Source organism: Alteraurantiacibacter buctensis (assembly GCF_009827655.1).
In the GTDB taxonomy this organism is placed as follows: domain Bacteria; phylum Pseudomonadota; class Alphaproteobacteria; order Sphingomonadales; family Sphingomonadaceae; genus Alteraurantiacibacter; species Alteraurantiacibacter buctensis.
In genome coordinates, this window is the sequence record NZ_WTYV01000003.1 from 25,209 (window position 1) to 47,045 (window position 21,837).

Annotated in this window: 25 protein-coding genes and 1 pseudogene; 10 read left to right on the top strand and 16 right to left on the bottom strand. The window is 62.9% G+C overall.

Annotation, left to right across the window (positions count from 1 at the left end; translation table 11 throughout):
• Nucleotide 1: 1 nt before the first annotated feature.
• From traW to GRI99_RS09020, 12 genes and pseudogenes are all read right to left on the bottom strand, one after another.
• A pseudogene (gene traW, locus GRI99_RS08965) lies at nucleotides 2–571 on the bottom strand (type-F conjugative transfer system protein TraW); the annotation flags it as partial.
• Between the two features lie 44 nt (nucleotides 572–615).
• The gene (locus GRI99_RS08970) at nucleotides 616–1,125 is read right to left on the bottom strand and encodes a S26 family signal peptidase (protein WP_160771732.1); all 510 of its coding nucleotides are present in this window, start codon (nucleotides 1,123–1,125) and stop codon (nucleotides 616–618) included.
• Complete coding sequence (locus tag GRI99_RS08975; protein WP_160771733.1) at nucleotides 1,122–1,502, bottom strand: TrbI F-type domain-containing protein; 381 nt, start codon at nucleotides 1,500–1,502, stop codon at nucleotides 1,122–1,124. The genes GRI99_RS08970 and GRI99_RS08975 overlap by 4 nt, the downstream gene beginning before the upstream one ends.
• Nucleotides 1,495–1,884, bottom strand: coding sequence for a hypothetical protein (locus GRI99_RS08980; RefSeq protein WP_160771734.1), 390 nt, complete (start codon nucleotides 1,882–1,884; stop codon nucleotides 1,495–1,497). Before GRI99_RS08980 ends, GRI99_RS08975 begins: the two co-directional genes overlap by 8 nt.
• The gene (traC, locus tag GRI99_RS08985; RefSeq protein WP_160771735.1) at nucleotides 1,885–4,434 is read right to left on the bottom strand and encodes a type IV secretion system protein TraC; all 2,550 of its coding nucleotides are present in this window, start codon (nucleotides 4,432–4,434) and stop codon (nucleotides 1,885–1,887) included. It lies immediately after the preceding gene.
• A gap of 39 nt (nucleotides 4,435–4,473) precedes the next feature.
• Nucleotides 4,474–5,073: a hypothetical protein gene (locus tag GRI99_RS08990; protein ID WP_202393018.1), complete on the bottom strand. Its 600-nt coding sequence runs from the start codon at nucleotides 5,071–5,073 to the stop codon at nucleotides 4,474–4,476.
• Nucleotides 5,070–5,930 carry a DsbC family protein gene (locus GRI99_RS08995; RefSeq protein WP_160771736.1) on the bottom strand — a complete coding sequence of 287 codons (861 nt, stop codon included), beginning with the start codon at nucleotides 5,928–5,930 and terminating at the stop codon, nucleotides 5,070–5,072. Before GRI99_RS08995 ends, GRI99_RS08990 begins: the two co-directional genes overlap by 4 nt.
• A 1-nt stretch (nucleotide 5,931) precedes the next feature.
• The gene (locus GRI99_RS09000) at nucleotides 5,932–7,254 is read right to left on the bottom strand and encodes a TrbI/VirB10 family protein (RefSeq protein WP_439098431.1); all 1,323 of its coding nucleotides are present in this window, start codon (nucleotides 7,252–7,254) and stop codon (nucleotides 5,932–5,934) included.
• The gene (locus GRI99_RS09005) at nucleotides 7,251–8,006 is read right to left on the bottom strand and encodes a type-F conjugative transfer system secretin TraK (protein WP_160771737.1); all 756 of its coding nucleotides are present in this window, start codon (nucleotides 8,004–8,006) and stop codon (nucleotides 7,251–7,253) included. The genes GRI99_RS09000 and GRI99_RS09005 overlap by 4 nt, the downstream gene beginning before the upstream one ends.
• On the bottom strand, nucleotides 8,003–8,572 hold the full coding sequence (locus GRI99_RS09010; protein ID WP_160771738.1) for a type IV conjugative transfer system protein TraE: 570 nt from the start codon (nucleotides 8,570–8,572) through the stop codon (nucleotides 8,003–8,005). The genes GRI99_RS09005 and GRI99_RS09010 overlap by 4 nt, the downstream gene beginning before the upstream one ends.
• A 13-nt stretch (nucleotides 8,573–8,585) precedes the next feature.
• A complete protein-coding gene (traL, locus tag GRI99_RS09015; protein ID WP_160771739.1) occupies nucleotides 8,586–8,873 on the bottom strand; it encodes a type IV conjugative transfer system protein TraL in 288 nt (95 codons plus the stop codon).
• Between the two features lie 37 nt (nucleotides 8,874–8,910).
• Nucleotides 8,911–9,225, bottom strand: a complete 315-nt coding sequence (locus GRI99_RS09020) for a hypothetical protein (protein WP_160771740.1) — start codon at nucleotides 9,223–9,225, stop codon at nucleotides 8,911–8,913.
• 370 nt (nucleotides 9,226–9,595) lie between these two features.
• On the opposite strand from GRI99_RS09020, the gene GRI99_RS09025 reads away from it, so the two are divergent.
• The 3 genes from GRI99_RS09025 to GRI99_RS09035 all read left to right on the top strand — a co-directional run bounded on the left by GRI99_RS09025 (nucleotide 9,596) and on the right by GRI99_RS09035 (nucleotide 11,131).
• The gene (locus GRI99_RS09025) at nucleotides 9,596–10,087 is read left to right on the top strand and encodes a helix-turn-helix transcriptional regulator (RefSeq protein ID WP_160771741.1); all 492 of its coding nucleotides are present in this window, start codon (nucleotides 9,596–9,598) and stop codon (nucleotides 10,085–10,087) included.
• Complete coding sequence (locus GRI99_RS18680; RefSeq protein ID WP_337192893.1) at nucleotides 10,080–10,292, top strand: helix-turn-helix transcriptional regulator; 213 nt, start codon at nucleotides 10,080–10,082, stop codon at nucleotides 10,290–10,292. The genes GRI99_RS09025 and GRI99_RS18680 overlap by 8 nt, the downstream gene beginning before the upstream one ends.
• A gap of 551 nt (nucleotides 10,293–10,843) precedes the next feature.
• Entirely contained in the window at nucleotides 10,844–11,131 is a 288-nt protein-coding gene (locus GRI99_RS09035; protein ID WP_160771742.1) for a YciI family protein, read from the top strand.
• Nucleotides 11,132–11,301: 170 nt separating this feature from the next.
• Here the strand turns inward: GRI99_RS09035 and GRI99_RS09040 are convergent, their stop codons facing one another.
• Nucleotides 11,302–11,979 carry a GntR family transcriptional regulator gene (locus GRI99_RS09040; protein ID WP_160771743.1) on the bottom strand — a complete coding sequence of 226 codons (678 nt, stop codon included), beginning with the start codon at nucleotides 11,977–11,979 and terminating at the stop codon, nucleotides 11,302–11,304.
• A 202-nt stretch (nucleotides 11,980–12,181) separates the two neighbouring features.
• Here GRI99_RS09040 and GRI99_RS09045 point away from each other — a divergent pair, with 202 nt between their 5' ends.
• On the top strand, nucleotides 12,182–13,555 hold the full coding sequence (locus GRI99_RS09045) for an aminomethyl transferase family protein (RefSeq protein WP_160771744.1): 1,374 nt from the start codon (nucleotides 12,182–12,184) through the stop codon (nucleotides 13,553–13,555).
• Between the two features lie 72 nt (nucleotides 13,556–13,627).
• Here the strand turns inward: GRI99_RS09045 and GRI99_RS19005 are convergent, their stop codons facing one another.
• On the bottom strand, nucleotides 13,628–13,990 hold the full coding sequence (locus GRI99_RS19005; RefSeq protein ID WP_202393019.1) for a hypothetical protein: 363 nt from the start codon (nucleotides 13,988–13,990) through the stop codon (nucleotides 13,628–13,630).
• On the opposite strand from GRI99_RS19005, the gene GRI99_RS18685 reads away from it, so the two are divergent.
• Nucleotides 13,890–14,342 (top strand): SDR family NAD(P)-dependent oxidoreductase, encoded by a 453-nt coding sequence (locus tag GRI99_RS18685; RefSeq protein WP_369126901.1) that lies wholly within the window; start codon nucleotides 13,890–13,892, stop codon nucleotides 14,340–14,342. The genes GRI99_RS19005 and GRI99_RS18685 overlap by 101 nt on opposite strands.
• 230 nt (nucleotides 14,343–14,572) lie before the next feature.
• On the opposite strand, the gene GRI99_RS09055 is transcribed toward GRI99_RS18685, so the two are convergent.
• Nucleotides 14,573–15,544 (bottom strand): fumarylacetoacetate hydrolase family protein, encoded by a 972-nt coding sequence (locus GRI99_RS09055; RefSeq protein WP_160771746.1) that lies wholly within the window; start codon nucleotides 15,542–15,544, stop codon nucleotides 14,573–14,575.
• Nucleotides 15,544–15,972, bottom strand: coding sequence for a nuclear transport factor 2 family protein (locus GRI99_RS09060; RefSeq protein WP_160771747.1), 429 nt, complete (start codon nucleotides 15,970–15,972; stop codon nucleotides 15,544–15,546). Before GRI99_RS09060 ends, GRI99_RS09055 begins: the two co-directional genes overlap by 1 nt.
• A 162-nt stretch (nucleotides 15,973–16,134) precedes the next feature.
• Between GRI99_RS09060 and GRI99_RS09065 the strand changes: the two genes are divergently transcribed.
• The 5 genes from GRI99_RS09065 to GRI99_RS09085 all read left to right on the top strand — a co-directional run bounded on the left by GRI99_RS09065 (nucleotide 16,135) and on the right by GRI99_RS09085 (nucleotide 21,826).
• Nucleotides 16,135–17,037 carry a LysR family transcriptional regulator gene (locus GRI99_RS09065; protein WP_160771748.1) on the top strand — a complete coding sequence of 301 codons (903 nt, stop codon included), beginning with the start codon at nucleotides 16,135–16,137 and terminating at the stop codon, nucleotides 17,035–17,037.
• Nucleotides 17,038–17,140: 103 nt separating this feature from the next.
• Nucleotides 17,141–18,247 (top strand): VOC family protein, encoded by a 1,107-nt coding sequence (locus GRI99_RS18980; protein WP_160771749.1) that lies wholly within the window; start codon nucleotides 17,141–17,143, stop codon nucleotides 18,245–18,247.
• 88 nt (nucleotides 18,248–18,335) lie between these two features.
• Nucleotides 18,336–19,667, top strand: a complete 1,332-nt coding sequence (locus tag GRI99_RS09075) for an aminomethyl transferase family protein (protein WP_160771750.1) — start codon at nucleotides 18,336–18,338, stop codon at nucleotides 19,665–19,667.
• Nucleotides 19,668–19,685: 18 nt separating this feature from the next.
• Nucleotides 19,686–20,774: a Rieske 2Fe-2S domain-containing protein gene (locus tag GRI99_RS09080; RefSeq protein WP_160771751.1), complete on the top strand. Its 1,089-nt coding sequence runs from the start codon at nucleotides 19,686–19,688 to the stop codon at nucleotides 20,772–20,774.
• Nucleotides 20,771–21,826, top strand: coding sequence for a Rieske 2Fe-2S domain-containing protein (locus GRI99_RS09085; RefSeq protein ID WP_337192894.1), 1,056 nt, complete (start codon nucleotides 20,771–20,773; stop codon nucleotides 21,824–21,826). The genes GRI99_RS09080 and GRI99_RS09085 overlap by 4 nt, the downstream gene beginning before the upstream one ends.
• The last annotated feature ends 11 nt before the right edge of the window (nucleotides 21,827–21,837 follow it).

Below are 21,837 nucleotides of genomic sequence, written 5' to 3' on the forward strand. Positions count from 1 at the left end.
CGCGGCCGTGCTGGCGTACGCGCGCGGGCACAGCGCGGATCCCGAATTTGCTCGTGAGCGTGCCGCCCTGATCGAAATAGAACCGGCGCTGGCGGGCCTTCATCAGCTCGAGCGGTGCGCCCGACACGAGGACGAGCTTGGCCTGACCCTTTTGCCGCAGCGCCCAGGCGACCTGCGCGGGATCGTCGCCGTCGAGAAACAGCAGCTCGGCGCGCAAGGTCACGCTGTCGAGCGGATTGACCCTGGTGCCGGCGGCATGGATCAGTTCGCCGCGCGCGCCCCGGATATCGGCGGCAAGTGTGATGGTCGGATCGAACAGCCAGCGCCGCGCCTCGCTGGCCCGCGCGATTCCGGCGACGGGAGCGGGGCGGTTGACCCGGGCAAGCGTGCGGCGTTTCAACTCTTCATTGCGCCGCGCTGTCTCGCCCGAGCGCTCCATGGCGGCGAGCCGGGAATGGATCTGCTCGAGCAGATCGCGTTCGATCACGGGGAAAACCGCACCGTGCTGGCCGTAATCGCGGGCCTCCACGGTCGGCGCCAGCGCCACCGGCACAGTGAGTACAGCTGCGATACCGGCGAGAAGACGGGCGGCGGCGAACAAAGCAGGGCGTGCGGTCACAGGATCGCCCTCCCGCTGCCGACGATCTGTCGGCGGCAGATGAGGCCGATCTCGCCATAGCGGCTGTCGAGCCCGCGCGGATGCTCGGTGCCGACATAGTAGCAATTCTCGGGGATCACCCCTTCCGGCCCGCGCGAAAGCGCAATGCCGAGGCGGGTGCGAGGAAGCCGCGTGGCGACGGCCTTGCCGTTGATCAGCACCGCCATACCCTGATGGGTGACCACGTCGCCGGGCAGGCCGAGGACCCGCTTGCCGAACAGCTGCGGATCCTTGCCGAAATGCCGCTCGATGAGCGAACTCGTGGGCGGCGCAAAGAAGACGAGGCTGCCGCGCGTGATCGCTGCCTGCCTGTCGAGCCAGAAGGCCCAGTTGGGCAGGCTCGGGCTGGCGTTGATCAGCAGGGCATGATCCTGCCGGAACTGGTCGAGCGGGGTCCAGGCGAGCGGCAGGGCGACGAGTCCGGTCAGGACCAATGGGCGGCGCCAGCGGGAGAGGAGGTCGGTCATGGCCGCTGGTCCTTCTTCAGTTCCTCACTGATCCGGCGCTCGAGCTCGGGGGTGGCGTCCACGGCTTCGCCCGCGAGCACGGCCTCGGCGACCAGCACCACGCGGCCCTTGCCATCCATTGCCGCGACTGCGGCTTCGGCGGCTCGCAGATAGGCGAGGCTTGCCGCCTGAACCTCGGCCGGGTCGGCATCGGCGCGTGCAGCCTCGTCGACAAAACTGGCCATGGTCTCGGCAAGCCGCACGGTTACCAGTTCGGGCGGCCGGTTGGCGGTGACCTCGTGGGTGATCCAGCCTCCCCACACGAGCACTGCGCAGGTGCCAAGGATGACCGCCGAGCGCTTTGCCCAGCGCGGTTCGATACGAAGCAGGTCAGTCATGGTCCGGGCCTCCTTCATCGAGACGGCGAGCCAGATGGCGCAGGAACATGGGCAGGCGCAGCAGCGCGAACCCGCCGGCAAGCGCGATGAAGGCAACCTGCAAGTCCCGGCTGAACAGGCGGCGGGCGAGCGGTTCGGCGCTGTCGTAGTGCTCCGCAAGGTTGCCGAGCTGGGCAAACAGCAGCGTCAGGTCCCATCCCACAAGGAACAGGAACACGAACAGCGGCAGGCCGAGCACGATGAGAAGCGATGTCAGGGTAAAGCCGGCCGTCTCGATCAGCACCAGGCAGGTACCTTCGATGAACGGACGCCAGGCGATTTCCGGGGCCAGCCGCGGGCCGTGCTCGATACGATCAAGCATGGACTCGATTTCGAGGCACATCTAGAGGTCTCCCTTTATGCCAGCGACGAGCGCGATGGCTTTGGCGAGCGGCATGCCGTCGTCGACATGGCGCTGGATCGCGGCGTAAGTGTCGGGGTCGGACGAGAAGATCGTGGCCGAGAGCGGGTCGAGCACCAGGCGGCCGACCGTCTCGAGGTCCGGTCCCTTGATGAAGACCTCGCTGTATTCCGATCCCGAGCGCTTGAGGCTGCGGATCAACGTCTCGGTGCGGTCGTCCATGTCGAGCCGTGCGGCCTTGCGGAAGTCGGCGATGGTCTCGGGTTTTTGCTGCAGGACCAGCATCCAGTCGCTGTTTTCGAGCGCCGCGCGCGCCCCGTCGGACTTGTAGTAGTCGTTGAGGGACTGGGTCGCGGTGGCGAGCGCACCGCCATATTTGCGCGCGGTGCGGGCATAGGTTTCGACGAACTCGCCCATCGAGCCGCCCTTGAGCATGGCCCAGGCCTCGTCGATCAGCAGCAGCTTGCGGGTTGAGCGTGACGAGCGGGTCATCGCCTGGCCGGTCATGAACATGATCGCCGAGAGAACCACGCTTCGCAGGTCCTCGCGCGAGGCAAGGTCGCTCATCTCGAAGACCGTGAAATCATCCTCGAAGGCAAAGCTCGCCTTGCCGGCAAAGAACGCCGCATAGGAGCCGCCGCGGCAGAACGGGGCGATCGCGGTGGCGAGATCGCGCGCCACCTCGTTCTCGCCGCCGTGCAGATTGTGGGCGACATCATCGATGCTCCCGCCACTGCCGAGGCTCTCCCACACCTGGGTGATCGCCCGGTCGATATGCCCGCGCTCGGTATCGCTCGGAGCAGTCGAGGGCCGCGCCATCTGGCCGACGATGGCCTTGACCATCGCCATGCAGTCGAGACGGTAATCGTCATCAAGCGATGCGCGGGCATCGTCGATCAGCGAGAACGGATTGAGCGAGAAGCCCGAGGACAAGGTGAACTCGACAAATCGCCCACCCTGCAGCTTGACCGAGTGCTCGAAACTGCGCCCGTCGTCGATCACCACGACCTTGGCGCCGGCCCCGCGCAGCGCCGCGCACAGCTCCTGCAGCAGGACCGACTTGCCCGAACCCGACTTGCCGCAGATCGCGATGTTGTGATTGCCGGCCTTGTTCTCGAACGGCGACCAGAAAAACGGCTGCCCGCGCCGCCCGACGAGCAGCAGATGCGGGACATTGCTGCCGAGGTATTCGCCCTGCAGCGGGGCCACGTTGGCCGCTGTGGTCGAGAGCATGGTCCTGAGGCGTTTCAGCCGTACCATGTCGTCGGCGAGGCCATCGGCCAGGCTCAAGGGAAAGGCCGCGATCAGCCCCTGCAATTGCAGGAAGCGCTCGTCAGTGAGGTCCCAGCCTGCCGCCTTGTAGATGGCCTTGACCACCCGCTCGTGGGCATCGCCCTCGCCGAGCGGCGACATGGTGGTCAGGCCATAGAACAGCTTCACCAGCTTCTTGCCTTGCTGAAGCTCGGCCTGGACGTGGCGCCATTCGGCGGACTGCTCGGCGAGGCGCGGCAGAAAGCGCGCGCTCTTCGTATCGGCGAGGCTGGTCGTGCGCATGAACTTGTAGCCCGCGCGCGCCGCGGCCGCTTCCTGGTCCGGATAGACGAGGCACAGCATGGTCGCGACCGGACAGGGAAAGCGCAGCTTGTCGGTGAACATGTCGCCGATCAGGCGGGCGCATTCCCAGGGGGCCCAGCGCTCAGGCGCCGAGCGCACGGCAAAGTGCCGCAGGTCAAAGCGGTCGGGATAGCATTCGCCAACCGCCGGCACGCCCTGGCGGTCGCGACCGGTCTCGCGGAACCGCTCGGTGCGCAAGGTCATGCGGTCATCCTCGACGGTGAGCGCAATGTCGCGGCGGATGGCCTGCGATTGCAGCGTCTCGTGCCGGTTCCAGTCAATCCGCTCGGGCTCGCGCGCGGTCGTTGGCGAGGTCAATTCATCGACCAGCGCGAGCAGGCCCGGCGGTTCGAGCCCGGCGGCATGGAGCCCCAGCGAATGGAGCATGCCGACAAGCCCGTCGCGGCACTGGGTCAGTTCTAGGTCGGTGACCGGGCCGGGCACCGGCACACCGAGCGAGACCACGAGCCGGGTGGCGCGGGCGTGGAACGGAGCGTGCGCCGAACCCGATTGCCAGACGAGGTCGTAGAGCTTGGCCGTCCTCGCGCGGGCAATAGCCTCGTAGATCCCGCCCTGTTCGTAGCGCGGGGCGAACCAGGGGCCGACCACGCTGCCGATCCGCGGACTGGCAAAGTTGAGGATCTGCAGGCAGGCGCCTTGCGGCATCCCTTCGGAAAAGAACTGGCCGAGGATCTCGCCGGTGCGCTCGTCGGCCCCGACGAGCGGGGTCACCTCGAGCACGAAACCCTTCGACGCGCGGTTGCGGTAGAGCCCCGCGCGCTCGTCGTAGACCCGGTAGGGCAGCCAATCGGACAGCATGTCGAGCATGAGCGGGGCAGGCCCGCGCTCGGCCCGGTCGCTGTCGGCGAAGAGGCCAGCGAGCACGGCATCGCGCGCGGCGGCAAAGGACAGGCTCATGGCATGACTCCGGGTGACAGGGGTTGGAACTCAGTGAGATCAGGATCGGCGGACAAAAGGGGCACCCGGTCGGGGAGGGGGGGACGACCGGGTGCCCCAGGATCCGGCGCCGCGAGGGCACCGGAGTTTCCCGGACCAGACGGGGAGGGGGGGAACAACTGGTCCGGAAGCTGCGAAAAAGGGTGAGGACTCGGGTGCCGCTTGCTGCGGCGCGTCGGGGGACGGCGTGGCGGTGGTCACTGCCGCGCCGATTGCGCGAAGCAGGTCGCCGGTGCTGGCCGGTTGCCGCCAGTCTTCTCCGGCAGGTTCCGGCAACACGACATGGATCACGCGCGCCTCGTGCTCGCGCCCGGCGGAATCGCGCTTTGCCGTTACCACGATCTGCAAGGTGCGGCCCATTGCTTCCGCCTCGGGTGCTGCGGCGGTGTGCGCCGCCGTGACCGGCATGGCCGGCGCATTGGTCGCGACGCCTGTTGCCTGGCCTGTTGCCTGCTCGTCGATCAGCGTGGTCGGCGCGCAGGTGCCCTCGGGGGCGCGGCAGGCAAAATCGCCGCCGACATTGCCCCCGAGCGTGCTGCAGCCTGCCAGCAGCATGCTGCCGAACAGGCCCGCGATGGCCGGACGGTGCGGCGCGCTCACTTGCGCTTCTCCTTGCCGCCAGCTGCAAAGGCCCGCAGTGTGTCGGCATCACGGAAGCCGTGCAGTACCGCGCCATCACTCGCCCGCACGATCACCGGGGTTCCGGCAAAGCCGTTGGCGCGGGCGAACGCTTCGTTGGCATCGAGACCGCGCACACCTGGGCACTTGTGCTGTGCCTGCGGCGCCCTTCCTTCGTAGGCTTCATGGAGAGCCGCCACGGGATCGCCCGCACAGGTCACCGCCTCGGAGAGGTCGCGGCTTTCCTTGCCGAAGATCGAGATCGGGCGTTCCTCGACCAGGACCCCGGCCTTGGCCAGTTCGCCCGCGAGCCGCTTGCAATAGCCGCACTGGAAGTCGGAAAAGACCACCAGCTTGGGCCCATCGGGATTGCCCCAGCGGATCGCGCCTTCGGCAGGCAGGCCCGACAGGTCGACTTGCTCGGGGCCTTGCGGCTTTTCCTTGGCTCCCTCTTTGTCAGTGGCCTGCGCCCGAGCGCCGCCGGCTGCGATCAGGTCGGGATTGAGTTCGAGAAGCCGCGCGGCAGTCAGGTCGCTGCGTTGTTCCATGTCGTAGAGCCGCCCGACGAACAGGTAGCGCGCCGCCTTGTCGATGTAGAACAGCGTGTCGCCCGAGACGACCTCGCACCAGGGGCCGAGCCCATCGCAAGTGAGTGCATCGACCGGGGTCTTGGGCAGGCGCAGCTTGAGTGCGGTCTCGACCGCGTCATCGCGCGCAGAGGCGGGCATGGCGGTGACGGCACCGAGCCCGATGGTGAGCACGGTTGCCGCGCCGGTGGCGGCGAGCGCCATGTGGGTGAGGCGGGCCTTGAGGCCGGGCGTGTGGTTGGAATAGGTCATGTTACTCGCTGCTCCTGACGTGGACGCCGTCGAGAAACACGATCTCGACCTCGATGCCGGTCGGCATCTCGACGACTGGTTGGTATTGTTCGGCGCGCTCGATGAGGTAGCGGCTGACCGTATCGGCAGCTTCGCCCGCGCCCTGGCCAAGGCCTCCGGCCAGAATGTCGGTCGGTGACAGCGCCTGGCGCTGGCCGTCGGCCCCGTTGCTCTGGGTGAACACAGAATTGGCTTTGGCGGCAAAGCCACGCCCGAACCCGCCGACGATCCCGGCGAGCAGGGCCTGGCTGACGAGGCTGCCCTCGCGGCTGACGACACGGCCGCGCACGCCCGACTTGCCAGCAAAGGCAATGAATCCCTTGACCTCGCTTACCGCGAAGCGTCCTCCCGGCTGTGCGCAGGTCATGCGCACCAGCTTGACGTAGACCTTCTCGGCCGAGAGATCGCCGCGCGCGGCGCCGTTGACGAGGCAGCCGGTGAGATCGGTCGTGAGCAGGCGATTGCCGCTCATCACCGAACGCGCCGGACCCGTGATCCGGAGCACCACTGGCAAGGGGTCGCTCTGGCTCGTCACCCCGGTCGAGGCATCGACCCCGACGATGACCCTTGCCGGTGCATAGGAATTGGGCGGCAGGTAGTCGCGGCTCGCCTCAAGCATCAGTGCGGGCGCTCGCTCGCCGCTCGGCCGGCTTGCAGTGTCGCGCGCCGGCGCAAAGCTGGTGAGGCTGAGTCCGCCGCCGCTCGGTGCAGCCTGACCGGGACCACTTGCCTGCTGCGGTCCCGCTGGCATGACTCCTGGACCATAGGCGGGCGGCGGCGGGGCAGGGGCAGGTTCGGCGTTGCGAACCTGCTGCAGCTCGCTGCGCAAGGCCTGGTTCTCGGCCGAGATCGCATCGATTGCTGCCTGCCCGTCGTTCATCATCGCCGCGTTCTCGGCGCGCAGGGCCTCAAGCTCCTGGTCGATTGCCGGGCGCGGGACCGCGGTATCCTGCAGGTCCTTGATCGCGCGGCCCTGTGCATCGAGCCGGTTGCCGTAAGTGGCGACGAACTCGCGTTGCGACAGGTTGCGGTTGACCAGGCTGCCGGTGTCGATGGTCGCGGAGCCCGCGCCCTCGCTGCCGGCCTCGTCGCCGTCGCCAAGCACGAACCACGCCCCGCCGATCAGGACTACGGCGCCGATCCCTGCAAGCAGCAGCTTCTGGCGCTGCGCGATCTGGTTGTTGAGACTGCGGCGGCCCTGCTCGCGGGCACTGTCGTTCTGCGCTGACGCAGCGACAGAGGTGGGTGTGGGCGCGGGCGTGGTGTTGCTGTTGTCGGCCATCATTCGAGCCCTCCACTGGCAAAGACAAGGAAGGCGCTGGTCGTCTCGCCCGGCGACAGCACGCCGCGGCCATAGGCAAAGGCGAGCGCGCCGGCGGGGCCTTCGCGTTCGCTGCCAAGATCGAGCGGCTCTGCGCCGAGATTGCGGATGACGAAGCGCTGGCCGGTGAGCGTCGCGCCGTCGTATTGCGCAACCTGCTGCACTTCGATCGCGCCGGTCCGGCGTGGGCGCGAAAGCTCGGCGCGGGCCGTAAAGCCGGGCAGCACAGCGTCGCTCGCCATGGCCTCGATCAACCGGATCCCGGTCTCGTCGGGTCCGGCCTGCTGTTCCCAGTCGTTTGCATCAGCATGGCGCAAGGCAGGATTGGTGATGAACAGCTGGGTCGCGTCCTCGCCCGCGAGATGGCAGGCGAAGCGGTAGACATAGCCTGCGGTGCTGGTGGCGAAGAAGCTCACCCGGTCCGAGGCATAGAGCGGCGGGACCGATATATAGATGTCGCCGCGCACCGGTTCGTGCGTCACCTCGAAGTCGTTGTACGGATAGCCGCTGGCGATCTTCGAGACGCTGGCAAAGCCATCGTCAATGAGAGCGATGCGCGAGAGCTCGCCGCGCGACAGCTGGCAATCGATCGTCGCGTTGTCCGCCGCTTCGATCACCTGGTCGGCCAGGGCCGAGGTAGGGGCAAGCGTCAGGGCGAGCACGGCAAAGCCGCTACTCGCCATATGGGGTCGCAGGGGGTGGGGGAGGAGGGTCATTGGTCCTGGTCCTCTTGCGGATTGGAAAGCTGTTCGAAGGCGGAGAGCCCGAGCGACAGGCCGCGCCGCGTCCAGGTGAAGCGGAAGCTGCGCTGCTGGCTGGCGATCACCTGCGCCCCGACGAAGGTCTTGAGCGTGCCGCTGACCACGGCGGTGAGATGGTCGGTGTCGGGCGTGATCGAGCGGATCACGAAAGCCTGCGAAATGTCCGAGCCGCGCTGTTCCTCGACGATAGCCACGAGCTCGGCCTTCAGCCGTCCGTGCGCTGCCGGATCGGCCACCTTCAGAATCTGCTCCATCCAGTAGTCGAGGCTTTCGGGCGCGCGATTCAGCAGCATCAGCGCAGTGTCGCGGGCGATCAGCTCGAGATACTGCGCATCGACCCCGCCGCTCGACAGCGTCAGCGTCTCCGACGTGACCGGGACGAGCACGATCTCCTGGTCGCGAGTCATCGCTGCGCCCAGGCCAAGCACGCTCACCACACCGAGTAGGGCGCTGGTGACAGCAAGGCGGTTGCGCTGCGCGAGGTATTTCTGCGCCTGGGCGTGGGCGAACTCGGTGTGCATTGCTGGTCCTCCCTCAGCCTGCCAGCAGGCGGCAATGGGAGGGCGGCGTGGCCTTCAGCCCGAGGAAGCCCCCGGGCAGGTACCAGTAGGCAGCATGCACCAGCTTCGCGCCCGAATTGCCTGCCTTGGCCTTCCGCAAGGCGAACCAGGTCAGGACCGCAAGGCCCGTGCCGATGATGATATGCTGCGCCAGGATGCCCCAGGCGAACGGGACCAGCAGCCCCGCAAACTCGTCGATCGTCCAGAAGCCGATCAGCTCCGGATCGTCGAGCCGCCGTGGAACAAGGTACTTGTCGGCCATGCCGCCCTCCTTCGTGTCGTAAACCGCGAGAGACGGGTCAGATGACCGCGGTCACGACCGAGGTGACGATCGGCACGCCGGTGCCGACACCGATCCCGACCGCCACCGGCACGGCCACCTGGCCGAGCGCGAAGCGGCCCGAGGCAAGGGCAATGAGGCCGCCGGCGAGCGACATGACCGTGATGATCTTGCCGCCCGAGCCTTCAAGGAAGTCGGTGAACTTCTGCAGGGCAGGGTCGAACGTGGTGTCGGCGCCGGCATAGGCGGCGCCCGCGATGGTCAGAGCGGCGAGGGCCGGCACGATATAGTCGCGGCGGCGCGGCGCGGCAGGCAGGGCAAGCTTGGAATGCATGGGAGGGGGCTCCTGGTTGAACATCAGCGGGCGATTGCTCGTTCGCTGTATGTTCTTTCCTTCGCCACGCGTCGGGGTGTAGGAAATGCTCTGCTGTGATTTTGGCCGGGTCGACCAAGCAAAAAGCGACATTTGGCGATGGTCGGGGCGGTTTGTGCGTGGTGCCCGATGTGATCTGCGTCCCGGCTACCGGAAACTGCGCCAGGCCTGCCGGAACTTGCGCGTCGCCATCCGAATTTTGCGCGAATCTTGGAAATCGCGCTCAGCGGGCGTTCTCCTATGTTCCGCAAATGTTCTTTTTGTTTTCCTACACCAATCCTTCGCGTCTAGCCCTGAGTCGACCAGCAATCAGGATAAAAAGGACCTGCCAATGCGAACGACGATGATGTTGACCGAGGAAGTGGTGCGGGCCGATCTCGCCCGCCTGCTGGTTGCCGCAGTCGAAGAAAGCGGCCGATCACGCGGGCAGATCGCGCACGATGCCCATGTCCACCGTGATGCTCTGCGGCGGATCCTTGCCGGAACACGCTCGGCTTCCCTCGGCGAAGCCATGCGCATCCTTGCCGCCTGCGAGGTCAAGCCGCACGCGCAGATGCTGTTGTTCCTGGTCTGCGGCAGCGATCAGGCCGTGGCCTGGCTGCAATCTGACCTCGCCGATTTCTTCGCCGAGTTCAGCGCAGAGTTCCCGGTTGCGCTCGAACGTATCCTCGGCAACCAGATTGCCGATGTGAAGCCGCGCTGGGCGAAGGGAACTGCGTTGCGTGTGGCGCGGCTGCTATCGGATCACATCGTCGAGCTTGAGCGAAAAGATGCGTTCCTCGGCAACTTCTTTGCCGGCGAAGCGGGAGGTGCACGTGTCTGAATTTGATCAAGCCGACCAATCGCAGGTCCGGCCAGCTTCGCGCCTGATCCGGCTGAAGGAAGTGCAACACCGAGTCGGGCTGAGCCGGTCAACCATCTACAAGAAAATGGCTGACGGGCGTTTTCCGAAATCGCGTTCGTTGGGGTCAAAGTGTACGGTCTGGGTCGAAGCGGAGATCGAAGACTGGATTTCGCAAATCATTTAATTGACAATATAATAGAATACATAATGTGGTTCGAAAATTGGACGTGTTTTTGATTAAGAGTTTGAAATGCACATTCCTTACGCTTGCCTGTTTATTTCCGATCCTGGCCAGATAAGCAAAAATGCAGGTCGTTCCTGCTCGTTCTCATCCTCCTGCTCCGGAAACGCCGGAAATCTCTGACGGTGAGAGCGGACGACGGCCACGGTATGTTGTTCGCTCCGGCATCACGCAGGGCTTTCACATAAGGAGTCCCTCAGCCACTGGATATCAGCAGAGCTGAAAGGCACATAAGCTGCGCGCGCCTTGCTATCTGCCGAAACGGTAGTGCTTTGAGCCGCTCGAGATGTCGCTGCTGAAGCGTGGCGCTGTCTGGCATGAGACGTGTCGTCGCCGGATTGTCAGGATGCGCATTAACGCCCCAATCGGCGTCAGAGGTCAGCTATTACTGTTGTCTATGCGACTGCTGCGAAAATGTAATTTCCCAAGGTCGGTCGGGCCAAGCATAGGGACTGTGGTGGGCAGCCGGCTACGGCTTTCGCGGGGATGACAAAATGGGACTTTACATTATTAGTTGCATCGATCGGTCGGGCTCGCTCGACCTGCGCATGGCTACTCGTCCCAAGCACCTCCAATTCCTCGCCGAGTCCTCGGGGGTCAAGGTTGCCGGACCGTTTCTCGATGATGATGGCAACATGGTCGGCTCGATGCTGATCGTCGAGGTCGCCAGCCTGGAAGACGCTCGTAATTTTGCCGCCTGCGACCCCTATGCCCAAGTCGGCCTATTCCAGTCTTCGGACATACGACCATGGAAGCAGACCGCAGGAACCGCCACATTGTAACGCTTTGCCGATCAGAACTTGCCCGTGGTTCTTCCACGATGGTGCGATGGGCAGGTCGGTAGATGAACGTTGATCGGCCAAGGAGCGGCGCGACGACATCGAGCGTTTCTGATGCTTTTGTCTGGTTGTACGCGCTGAGGATGCATTGGGCTGGCGGCGAGGTGCGTATCTCAGTCACCGCTTGTCTTGCGCCTTGCGAACATGCTCCTCCGCTGGTGATTGGCGTGCTCGCGGAAGAGAAATTCGGCGCGCGAGCCGTCGCGTTCCCGAATTGCCTCCACGATTGCATGGTGGAAACCGTGGGCGCGATGCAGCATTTCGAACGCCTTGCGCAGACCGATCTGGTCAAAGACGATCACTGAGGGCGCCACGAACGGCACGTGTTCCAGGCGTTCCAAGAATGACGTCAGGATCGGCGAGTTGCATGCTTCGATAATAAGCCGGTGGAACCTACCATTCATGGCACCATATAAATTTTCATCCTCTAGAGTGAGCTCTCCCTTCTCGAACAGACGATCGCCATCTGCGAGGCACTGATCGAGAGCAGCCAGAATGACCTTGCTGGTGCCATCCTCAGCCAATTTGCGTGCAGCCCAGCCTTCGAGGGTCGCGCGCAGGTCGAGCGCCTCGAAGGTTTCCTTCTCACCGAACGACGAAACCATGAAACCGCGCTTGCCGACCGGCTCAATGAACCCTTGAGATGCCAGCATCGGAAGCAAGTTGCGTATTGGTGTGCGGGATACGCCCAGGCGCTCGGCCAGCCCGGCCTCGGTCAATCTCTCGCCAGGAGCGAGGTCTTCACGAAGGATCATCTCCTTCACCTTGTTCTCGAGGGATCCGTTCTTCATCGGCACATTTGACGGCTGCGGGGGAAGATTGTCAAACTGATTAGATTGTGAACGACCGGTTTGGGATACAAATTCCTGGAAATCGTCCCGAATTGTGCGGAAGGCCCCCAAAATTGCCCAAATTTGGGATACAAATGCGATTGCGAGCAAGGAATTTCTTCTCTAGGAGGCATAGCCGAAATCACGAATCCGGAGAGACGTTATGGGTACATTGCAGCACAAGATCGATCAGGCGGGAGGCGCGCTGGCAATGCTGCGCAACTCCCAGATCGGGAGCTACGTTTTCCCGGTCGCGCCGGAGTTCTCGAACTGGCGCGACGAGGCCGAGGCGTGGAACAACACTGCCGTTCTGCTCGATCAATCCAACCACATGGTCGACCTTTATGTCGAGGGGCCGGATACGATACGGCTACTGTCCGAGCTCGGCATCAACAAGTTCCAGGGTTTTGGTCGCAACAAGGCCAAGCAGTTCGTGTGCTGCAATCACGAGGGCGAGGTGATCGGCGACGCCGTCCTGTTCGGCCTCGATGACAATCGCATCAGTCTTGTTGGCCGTCCGCATATCCCCAACTGGGTTCAGTATAACGCGGTAGCCGGCGGCTACGACGTGGTAGTGGACCGTGACGAGCGCAGCATCGCCAGCACTCGCGGACGCCGCACCTACAGGTTCGAGGTTCAGGGGCCGAAGGCCTGGGAAGTGCTCGAACGGGTTAACGGTGGCCCGATCGAGGACATCAAGTTCTTCCAGATGGGTCAGATCAAAATTGCCGGTCGCAACGTTCGCGCGCTGAAGCACGGTATGGCGGCAGCTCCTGGTCTGGAACTTTGGGGGCCGGCAGACGAGGGAGAAGAGGTTCGTGCCGCGATCCTGGAGGCTGGTCGTGACCTTGGTCTCATCCAAGGTGGTGCGAGGGCCTATTCGACAGCCAGCACCGAGAGCGGCTGGTATGCCTCGGTTCTGCCTGCCATCTACACCGATCCAAAACTGAAGGACTATCGCAACTGGCTGCCCGATCGCGGTTTCGAGGCTGGAGCGTCGCTCGGCGGAAGCCTGATGAGCGACCGCATCGAAGATTACTACATCAAGCCGTGGGATGCAGGCTACAATTTCATTGATTTCGATCGCGACTTCGTCGGTCGAGATGCTTTGCTGGCCGCCAGGCACCAGCCGCGCCTGAAGAAGGTGACGTTGCTGTGGAACAACGATGATGTGGTAGACATCTTCCGCTCGCAGTTCAACGTAGGTGACGAACGCTGCAAATTCATGGAAGCGCCCGCTGCTTATTACGCCACTTTCCCGTTCGACACGGTGATGAAGAACGGTAGGAAGATCGGCGGCTTCTCGACATACGTAGTCTACAGCTCGAACGCTCGCCGGTGGATTTCACTGGCCCTGCTGGATGCGAACAGTGTTGGAGATGGCGATGAAGTGGAACTGACTTGGGGCGAACCGAACGGCGGGTCGAACCGCCCTCTGGTCGAACGTCACCGTCAGTGCACCGTGCGCGCAACCGTCGCTCCCAGCCCGCTGCAAAGCGCGGTCCGCGAGGGTTATCGACCCTACCTCGCAGCCTGAGCCGAGCTTGTTCCACTGGGCGCGGCCTAGAATTACCCGGCCCTTTTCGCCGAAAGGGACAAACTAGTCGGATCATGCCCCTCTTCCGCTCTCGGGCGGATGAGGGGCGACGACACGTCGTACGGCTTCTGTTAGGGACTTGCGCAACTCGCGGCAAGTCGAGCTCGGTTCTCCGCCTTCGAAAGAGCTTTCCGCGCCAACCCTAGACATGGTCAGGATGAGTTCGAGCAGGTTCTCGGCTGGGAATGAGCACGTGATGAGGCCGGCTTCTTGCGCGACACTTATCGCTGCACGTTTCTCCGCTGCCGCTTCCAAGGCCACAGCTGGCGGTGGGGTGTTGCGCTCCAGAGTATGCCAGCGAGCATACGCTGCAGCGAAGTTTGCAGTCGATGGCCTTACCCGCTCTCTCGCGTCAGAGACGGCGGTCTTCGGCATTCGCTTCCTGGTGATCGAACCCAGTGGGTTTGCGACGGACTGGGCGGGCAAATCGATGGAGACCGAGCAGCTGGCACCAGGCTATGAAGCTACGGTCGGTGCCTTCGCGCAGATGCTCCGCAGCATGGAATCGGCCGGTGACCCCAACCGCGCCGCCGCCATCATTGTCGATGTGGTCAAGCGCAAGAACCTGCCCAGTCACCTCTTGCTGGGCGATCATGCCGTTCAGGGGGCGATCGCCTATTCTGATAGCCAGATCGTCGAAGCTCGCACCTGGCAGGCTGTCAGTTCGTCGGCCGACTTTGGCCAGCCATACCCGGTCGAGATGCCGGCAGACAAAGTCGCGGAATAGCATCCGAAGTCAGTCGATATCGCGAGATGAAGAGCGGGGCCGAGCGCGAAGGCTCGGCCCCAGGCGACCATCTTGGCCTCTGGCGCCGCCTTGTCGAACGACATATCTGCCTAACCCACCAGCCGGGCGAGTTTGCCGAGTGGCGGCGCTGTTGGCCATAGCCGGCTGCGGTAAGGTGAACCCCGTCAATCGGAGATGAGTTGTGTTTAGCTTGACAACAACCCACTCGCTCAGGGTGCTTCAGCCGAACATCTGATCACTTGCTTGCCCAGAATGCCTTCAATTTCGCCAACCATCACGTCACCGTCCCGCAGAAACCGGTTGTAGTGAGTGCCATTGCCTGATGGCGACCCTGTCATAATGATATCGCCGGGCTGAAGCTGGGCATATGAAGAAGCGAACTCGACAAGACGGGCGACATCGAAAATCATGTCGCTGGTCCCCTCATCCTGCTTCACCTCACCATTCAACGACAGGCGAATGTGCAACTTCTGCGGATCAGAAACAAAGCGGGCAGGCGTGATATAGGGCCCCAAGATGTGAAAGCCGGGAGCGCTCTTGCAAGCTAGCCAGTCCATGCCCAGAGCTTTCAAGTCGGGCCGACTGACCAGTTCACGGGCGGTGATATCGTTGGCGATCGTGTAGCCGGCCACATAGTCCAGCGCATCTTCGCGCGAGACCCGCCGGGCTGACTTGCCGATAACTACCGCCAGTTCAAGTTCCCAATCCACTTGCTCCATATCGTATGGGATCGTCAGGCCGCGGGCCGGACCGGCGATGCCGCTGCGCAGCCCGACCCAAATAAAGGGCATTCCGCTTGCGGCACGTTCGTCCATTTCCCTGGTCGCCCGCTCCCTGCGTTCCTCGCGGCTCAGATCCTGAAACCCGCCCGCGCCGCTATCGACAACGAGCTCGATGACATGATTGCGATAATTGGCACCCGCGCCAAACAGGTTTTCCGGTTTCAACGGTAAATGCGCGACGAAGAGATCTTCATCCCGCCACGCGTCGCCGGGTGCTCTGGCAACGGCGTTGTCAATAGCAAGCGAAAGCCGTTCCCAGTTCTCGAAGATGTCCAGGAGTGTTGCGGGGCAGTCAGGCAATATGTCCTGCAGCGCTGCGACCTTTCCGTCCCGCACAACACCTGGCCAGCGCGGGCCACCATCGCGATTGAAGGTTCCCAGAGCGTACATTTCGGTCATTAATCGCTATCCTTGCCTTTCGCCCCGGTAGCCTGCGTTGGCGCATCAACCGGCAAGCGCACCGCGTGAAAACTCTTCATCTTCCAGTCGGACGATTCCCGCACCCAGACCTGGGTTACATACGCCTCCACCGTGACCCGCTCGTCGCTCTCGCGACGGCCGACCGTATTCGTCATCGGACCTGTCATGATTGCCGCGTCGTCGCCGATGGGGCGGATCAGCAGGTCGCCTCGTTCAATCGCGTGGAAGCGGATAAAGCCGCCCGCATGTCCGAGAACTTCACTTTTGCCATGTACGTTGCCGGTCGCGTGAACATGCACAATATCGTCACACATCAGCGCGGCAAACGCCGCCATGTCATCCGATACCAGTGCGGCCTGGCGCTCCTTCTCGCGAAGCAAAAGTTCCTCTTCTAGTGTGGAAGTCATCGCCCGAGATCCCCGCGTCTGCTCGCTAGCCTGTCTGGTTAAGCGCTAACTGCTCAAACGTGTGCGCGTCCAATTGGATCGCCGGTATGCAGCTATCAGCACCTCTGATACCTTCGTGTGGGCATTTGGCTTTATAGAAGCAAATCCCAAACTGGAGGATGCATGCGCTTCGAACGGCTCGACCTGAACCTGCTGGTGGCTCTCGCGGTGCTGATCGAGGAGCGCAGCGTCTCGGCTGCGGCACGTCGCCTACATCTCAGTCAACCCGCAGTAAGCGGCGCGTTGAATCGGTTACGCGACTTCTTTGGCGACGAGCTGCTCGTGCAAAGCGGGCGCCAAATGGTCCTTACTCCCAAGGCGGAAGAACTGGCGGGACCGGTGAACGATGCGTTGATGTTGATCCGCACCCGCATTACCACGCCAGCCCGGTTCGATCCGGAAAGGGTCGAGCGTACCTTTCGCGTAATCGCCTCGGATTATGTGTTTCTTGTGTTCTTGGCCGAAATGGTAGCAGGCTTAGCCAAGACTGCCCCTGGTCTCTCCTTCGAGATTCTTTCTCCCGAGGAGCGCACCATGGACCTCCTCGATCGGGGCGAGGCAGATCTGCTCATCACGATCGACACGCGCGTCCGACCCGATTTTCCCCGGCTGGAGCTGTTCAAGGATGAACAGGCGGTTATCTGCTGGTCTGGATCGCGGCATGCCGCCGGAATCGACCGGGAGGCATTTGGCGCTGCGGGCCACGCGGTCAGCTATTTTGGGCCGGCGCGCGCACCAGCATTTTCCGAGCTTTATTTTGAACAGCACGCGATTGATCGACGTATCGAAGTTTACGTTCCTACTTTCACCATGCTGCCTGATGCAGTGATCGGGACCGAGCGGCTTGCCACGATCCAGCGACGGTATGCAGTGCGTTGCGCACGCGTCATGCCTATCTCGGTACTTCCGGTGCCCTATCCCGTGCCGATGTTGACCGAAGTGGCGCAATGGCACAGTATGAGGTCGCAAGATGCCGGGGTGCAATGGCTCGTCAAGACGATCGAGCAAGCGGCAGGAGCCCTCTGAAGAGGGGCAGCTTTCGGCTATACAACGTATCACGCTAAACGATTTCCGCAGTCCACTCTGCTTGGACTAATCCAGCAGCACAAATTGCCCTGGAGGTTGAGCCGTGCGTGGAATTAACGGGATCGAAACCGTCGTTTACGGTGTTGCAGATGTCGATGAGTGCGTTCGATATTTCGATGACTTCGGGCTTCCCCTGACAGAGCATTCCTCCGGTGCCTCCGCTCTTTTCGAGTTGGAGCAGGGCTGCAGCGTAATCATTCTTCCTTTGGCAGAGGCCGTGGTGGCCGCTCAGCGACTCGAAGGCTTCGGTGTCCAACAGGTCATCTGGGGCGTACCCAACCAGAAGCAGTTCGACCGCGTGGTCGACAAGCTGCGCAGGGCAACCGAGGTGACGATCGACGAGGACGGCACAGCCCGCTTCTTCGATTGCGATGGCATCGCCATGGGCATCCGTATCTATGCCAAGCAGCGGATTTGGGGTGCGCCCGATCCCGTCAACAGTTTCGGCAATGTCGGCCGGATGAACCAGCACCGCAAATGGAAGCTGAAGGCCAATCCCAAGACCATCGAGCACGTAGTTTACCAGGTGCCCGATCCGCAGGCGAGCTGGGAATGGTATCGCGACAACCTGGATTTCCGGCTCTCGGACGTCCAGGAAGGCTTCGGGGTCTTTGCTCGGGCACCCGGGACTAACGAGCACCATTCGATCTACTGGCTGAAGGCCGATCTGCCTTTCCCGGGCCTCGACGGCAAAGTGCGCTTCAACCATGTCAATTACGGTGTGGAAGATCTGGACGAAGTGATGGTCGGGGCCAATTACATGGAGCGGCGCGGATGGCAGAAGTCCATCTGGGGCCTGGGGCGGCACCGGATTGCCAGCTCGGTCTTCATGTACCTGCCATGCCCTGCGGGCGGCGACGCGGAATATGGGACCGACAGCGACGTGCTGGACGACAGCTGGATTCCTCGCACTTGGAATTCTCGGTTCGGCTCGATGAGCTTTATGCACAATCTGCAACCATGGATTTTCGACGAAGCACCCTGGAGCGTGGCCTATGTGGATGGGGCCACTCCGGCCCGGAAAACCCAGCCACATGCGCAGCAGCCTAGCGAGGTGCTCCCTGTATCGCCTACCGATGCGGCTGGCGCGCTGCCAAACGTGGCCCACAAGGAAGCCTATCATGCGCAGGACACCTCGGGCGCGAAATAGCGCCCCAGCGGTGATTTCAACTGCACTCAAGCCACGCACAAGGTGAGGCCGAAGGCCCGCCGAACAGATATCATTGGGAGACAAGAGTATGAACGTGCCATCGGTCCAGGGTGCCCTCGATAAGGCGGGCAGCGCGGTGAAGTTGCTGTGGAAGCCGGGTGCGCCTTTCGCCAAGGTGCCGGTCGTTCCCGCCGAGTTTGCTGGCTGGCAGGAAGAGCAGCGCGCTTGGGAGGAAGACGTCGCATTGTACGACCTTTCACATCACATGTTTGATACGGTGATCGAGGGGCCGGGTGCCAAGCAGCTCCTGTCCCACATAAGCGCAAACAATTACGAAAAGTTCGCGGTGGGACAGGCGAAGCAGTTGATTGCCGTTTCACCGGAAGGGTTTCTGATCCAGGACGCCATCATGCTCCGGCTCGCCGAGGACCGTTTCCATGTTATCGGCATCGGCACGATCCAGAATCTGGCCGCCTACCACGCCAAGGCCGGTAACTACGACGTAACCATCACCAGCGATCCTTCATCTGACTACCGGGGCGGTGCCGATCCGGTCTTATTCCGGTATCAGGTGCAGGGACCGAAGGCGGGCGGGTTGCTCGAGCGTCTGTTCGGCGACAAGCTTGACGGGATCAAGTTCTTCCACTTTCGCGAGATCGAGCTCGATGGTCGCAAGTTCTTTGCCCTGCGCCATGGCATGGCGGGTCAGGCCGGGTTCGAGTTCTTCGGCCCGTGGGAGCATGGTGCATTCCTGAAGGAGAAGCTGCTTGAGGCCGGTCAGGTAGACGGGATCCAGCAGGTCGGCGGCGAGGCATATTACACCGTTGGCGTCGACAGCGGCTGGCATGCTACGCCGGTTGCCGCCGTGTACACGGCGCCCGAACTCCAGGGCTTCCGCGAGGCCACCAGCGTCTATTCCTATGAGGGGATGGGGGCGTTGCAGGGCACGTTCTATTCGCCCGACATCAGGGACTATTACCGCACGCCTTATGAACTGGGCTACGGGCGGTCGATCGCTTTCAACCATGATTTCGTCGGCCGCGAAGCGCTCGAAAAGATGAAGGACGATATCCGGCGGACCAAGGTGACGCTGGTCTGGAATGCCGATGATGTGAAGCGGGTGTTCGGCACCGATCTGATCGCCGCGCACAGCTACACCAAGGACCGGGTGGAGATCGACGGCGCTCTCGTGGGTGTGTCCGAATACGCGACCTACATGGGCCCGGCGGGAACGGTCCACTCGCTGGCAATCGTCGATGTAGCCCACGCCGAGCCTGGTACTGAGGTAACCGTTCTGTGGGGCCAGCATCCTGGGCCCGATGCGGGTCCGGATTACCAGCCCGACTTCCAATCCATTCGCGCGGTGGTCCAGCCGGCCCCGTATTATGACTACGCCCGCACGACCTACCGGGCCGATTGAGCGGAAAGGGCACATCGCATGGACGATCCAGCACAGACGAAGCCCGATCCGGTCCGCGCCGGAACCAGCACTACCGGGCCGGACCGCAATTGGCCGCTCAATTCGTGGTGGGTCGCGGCCCACGCCAGCGAAGTCACCGAAAAGCCCATCTTGCGGTGGATCGCCGAGATGCCGATCGCGTTCTATCGCACGGCTGAAGGAACCCTGGCTGCGCTGCACAATCGGTGCCCCCACCGGTTTGCCCCGCTGCATAAGGGGGATGTCGAAGGTGACAACCTGGTCTGCCCCTATCACGGCTTCCAGTTCGCGCCCTCCGGTCAGTGCGTGAATGTGCCGACCCAGGAGAAGACCCCTGCGGCCATCCGCGTCAGGTCATATCCTGTGGTCGAACGCTACGGGTTCGTGTGGGTCTGGACGGGTGAGGTAGAGCGGGCTGACCCCGACCTGATCCCGGCCGATCTGGCCTATCTCTCGGATCCCGCGTGGCACGTGGTGTGGGGATACCTGCCGGTAAGCGGCAATTTCATGCAGATGAAGGAGAATGTGCTCGACCTGACGCATTTTGCCTTCCTGCACAAAAACTCGGCGCAGATCACCGGCTGGGATCGCCCGCCTGCAGTAGAAGTGGCCAACGGGCGGGTTACCTTCCGCCAGTTGTTCGACATGCAGCCGCTGCCGGCGATTTATGCCGTTCCCGCAGGCAAGGCGCCGGGCAAGCTCGTCAATCGCGACAACTGGGGGACGCAGCTAAGCCCGGGCGCCCACCATGGAGCGGTCGACATGCACGATCCCGATCCGGGTCCGGACGGTCTGGAGCGCTTTGCGCTCCGCATCATTCACCTGACCACGCCGGTCTCGATCGGCAAGACCCATTATTACTGGGCGATGGCGCGGGATCATGGCCAGCCGTTCGATTTCGCGGCAATGCGGGCACAGGCGAGCGTGATTTTTGGCGAAGACATCGAGATTGTCGAAGCCAGCCAGGAAATGGCCCGCTGCACCGCCGATCACGACAAGGCTGTCGAATTCAGCGTGGCAGCCGACCGAGCCGCAATCGAGGGGCGGCGTCTGGTGCAGGCGATGGTCAGAAACGAGGCGGCTGAGTGACCTACCCCTTCACCGGTGACCGCTCAATGGTCAGAAACCGTTGGTACATCGCCGCCTTTTCTCACGAAATTGGGCGAGAGCCGATGGAACGTACGCTTCTCGGCATCCCGGTCGTCATGTACCGCACTCAGGCGGGTGCGCCGGTCGCCATGTATGGTTTATGCCCTCATCGCTATTTCCCCCTCGCACAAGGCAGGCTCGATGGCGACGCCATTGTCTGCGGATATCACGGCTTTACTTTCGCGGCTGACGGCAAGTGCACGCGCATTCCCTCGCAGGAAACCGGTGCCGATTTTTGCCAGCCAAGCTACCCTGTCGTAGAACATGGCCCGCTGTGCTGGATTTGGATGGGCGAACCCGGCAAGTGCGATCCCGCTCTCATACCGCCGCATGAAGACTTCGGAATAGGCGATGGCTGGGCGCACGCCAGCCTCGTTCGCCTACCCATGAAGGGTCGATACCAGTTGCTGGTCGACAATCTGATGGACCTCACTCACCTGCCCTACATCCATCACCAGATCGATGGCGGCGACGCGTTCAAGAGGACGCCGATGGTGGCTGTAGAGCGTAGCCATTCCTACCAGTTGCGGCGATCGGTCAAAACGGAATGGAGCGGCTTTTTTGATCTGCTGTTCGGACCACAGCATCGTTTCGATGGCTCATGCGAAATGGAATCCGTCACCGATTTCTACGGCCCAGAGCTGATCCGCACGAGCGGACCGATCATCAGTGCAGTCGAAGGCTTCGCCGAAGTCTCCGAAGCTCTGGGCCATGTCTACTTTGTGCACGGCATAACCCCAGAGACAGCGACGTCGACGCATTACTGGTCTTTCACGACCCGCAATCACCGCTTGGACGACGAGCAGCTCGATCGCTTGCTCGACGCAATGGACATCGAAGTCCGCCAGCAGGACATCGACGCGATCGAGGCGATTGAGGTGCGCATCGATGTCGCCTCGGCGGTACAGCGCGAGCTTCTGGCAAAGTCCGACATCCACGCGATGAAGGTGCGACACAGGATCCAGGCGATGCTCGACGCTGAAGCAATCTGAGGGACTTGACC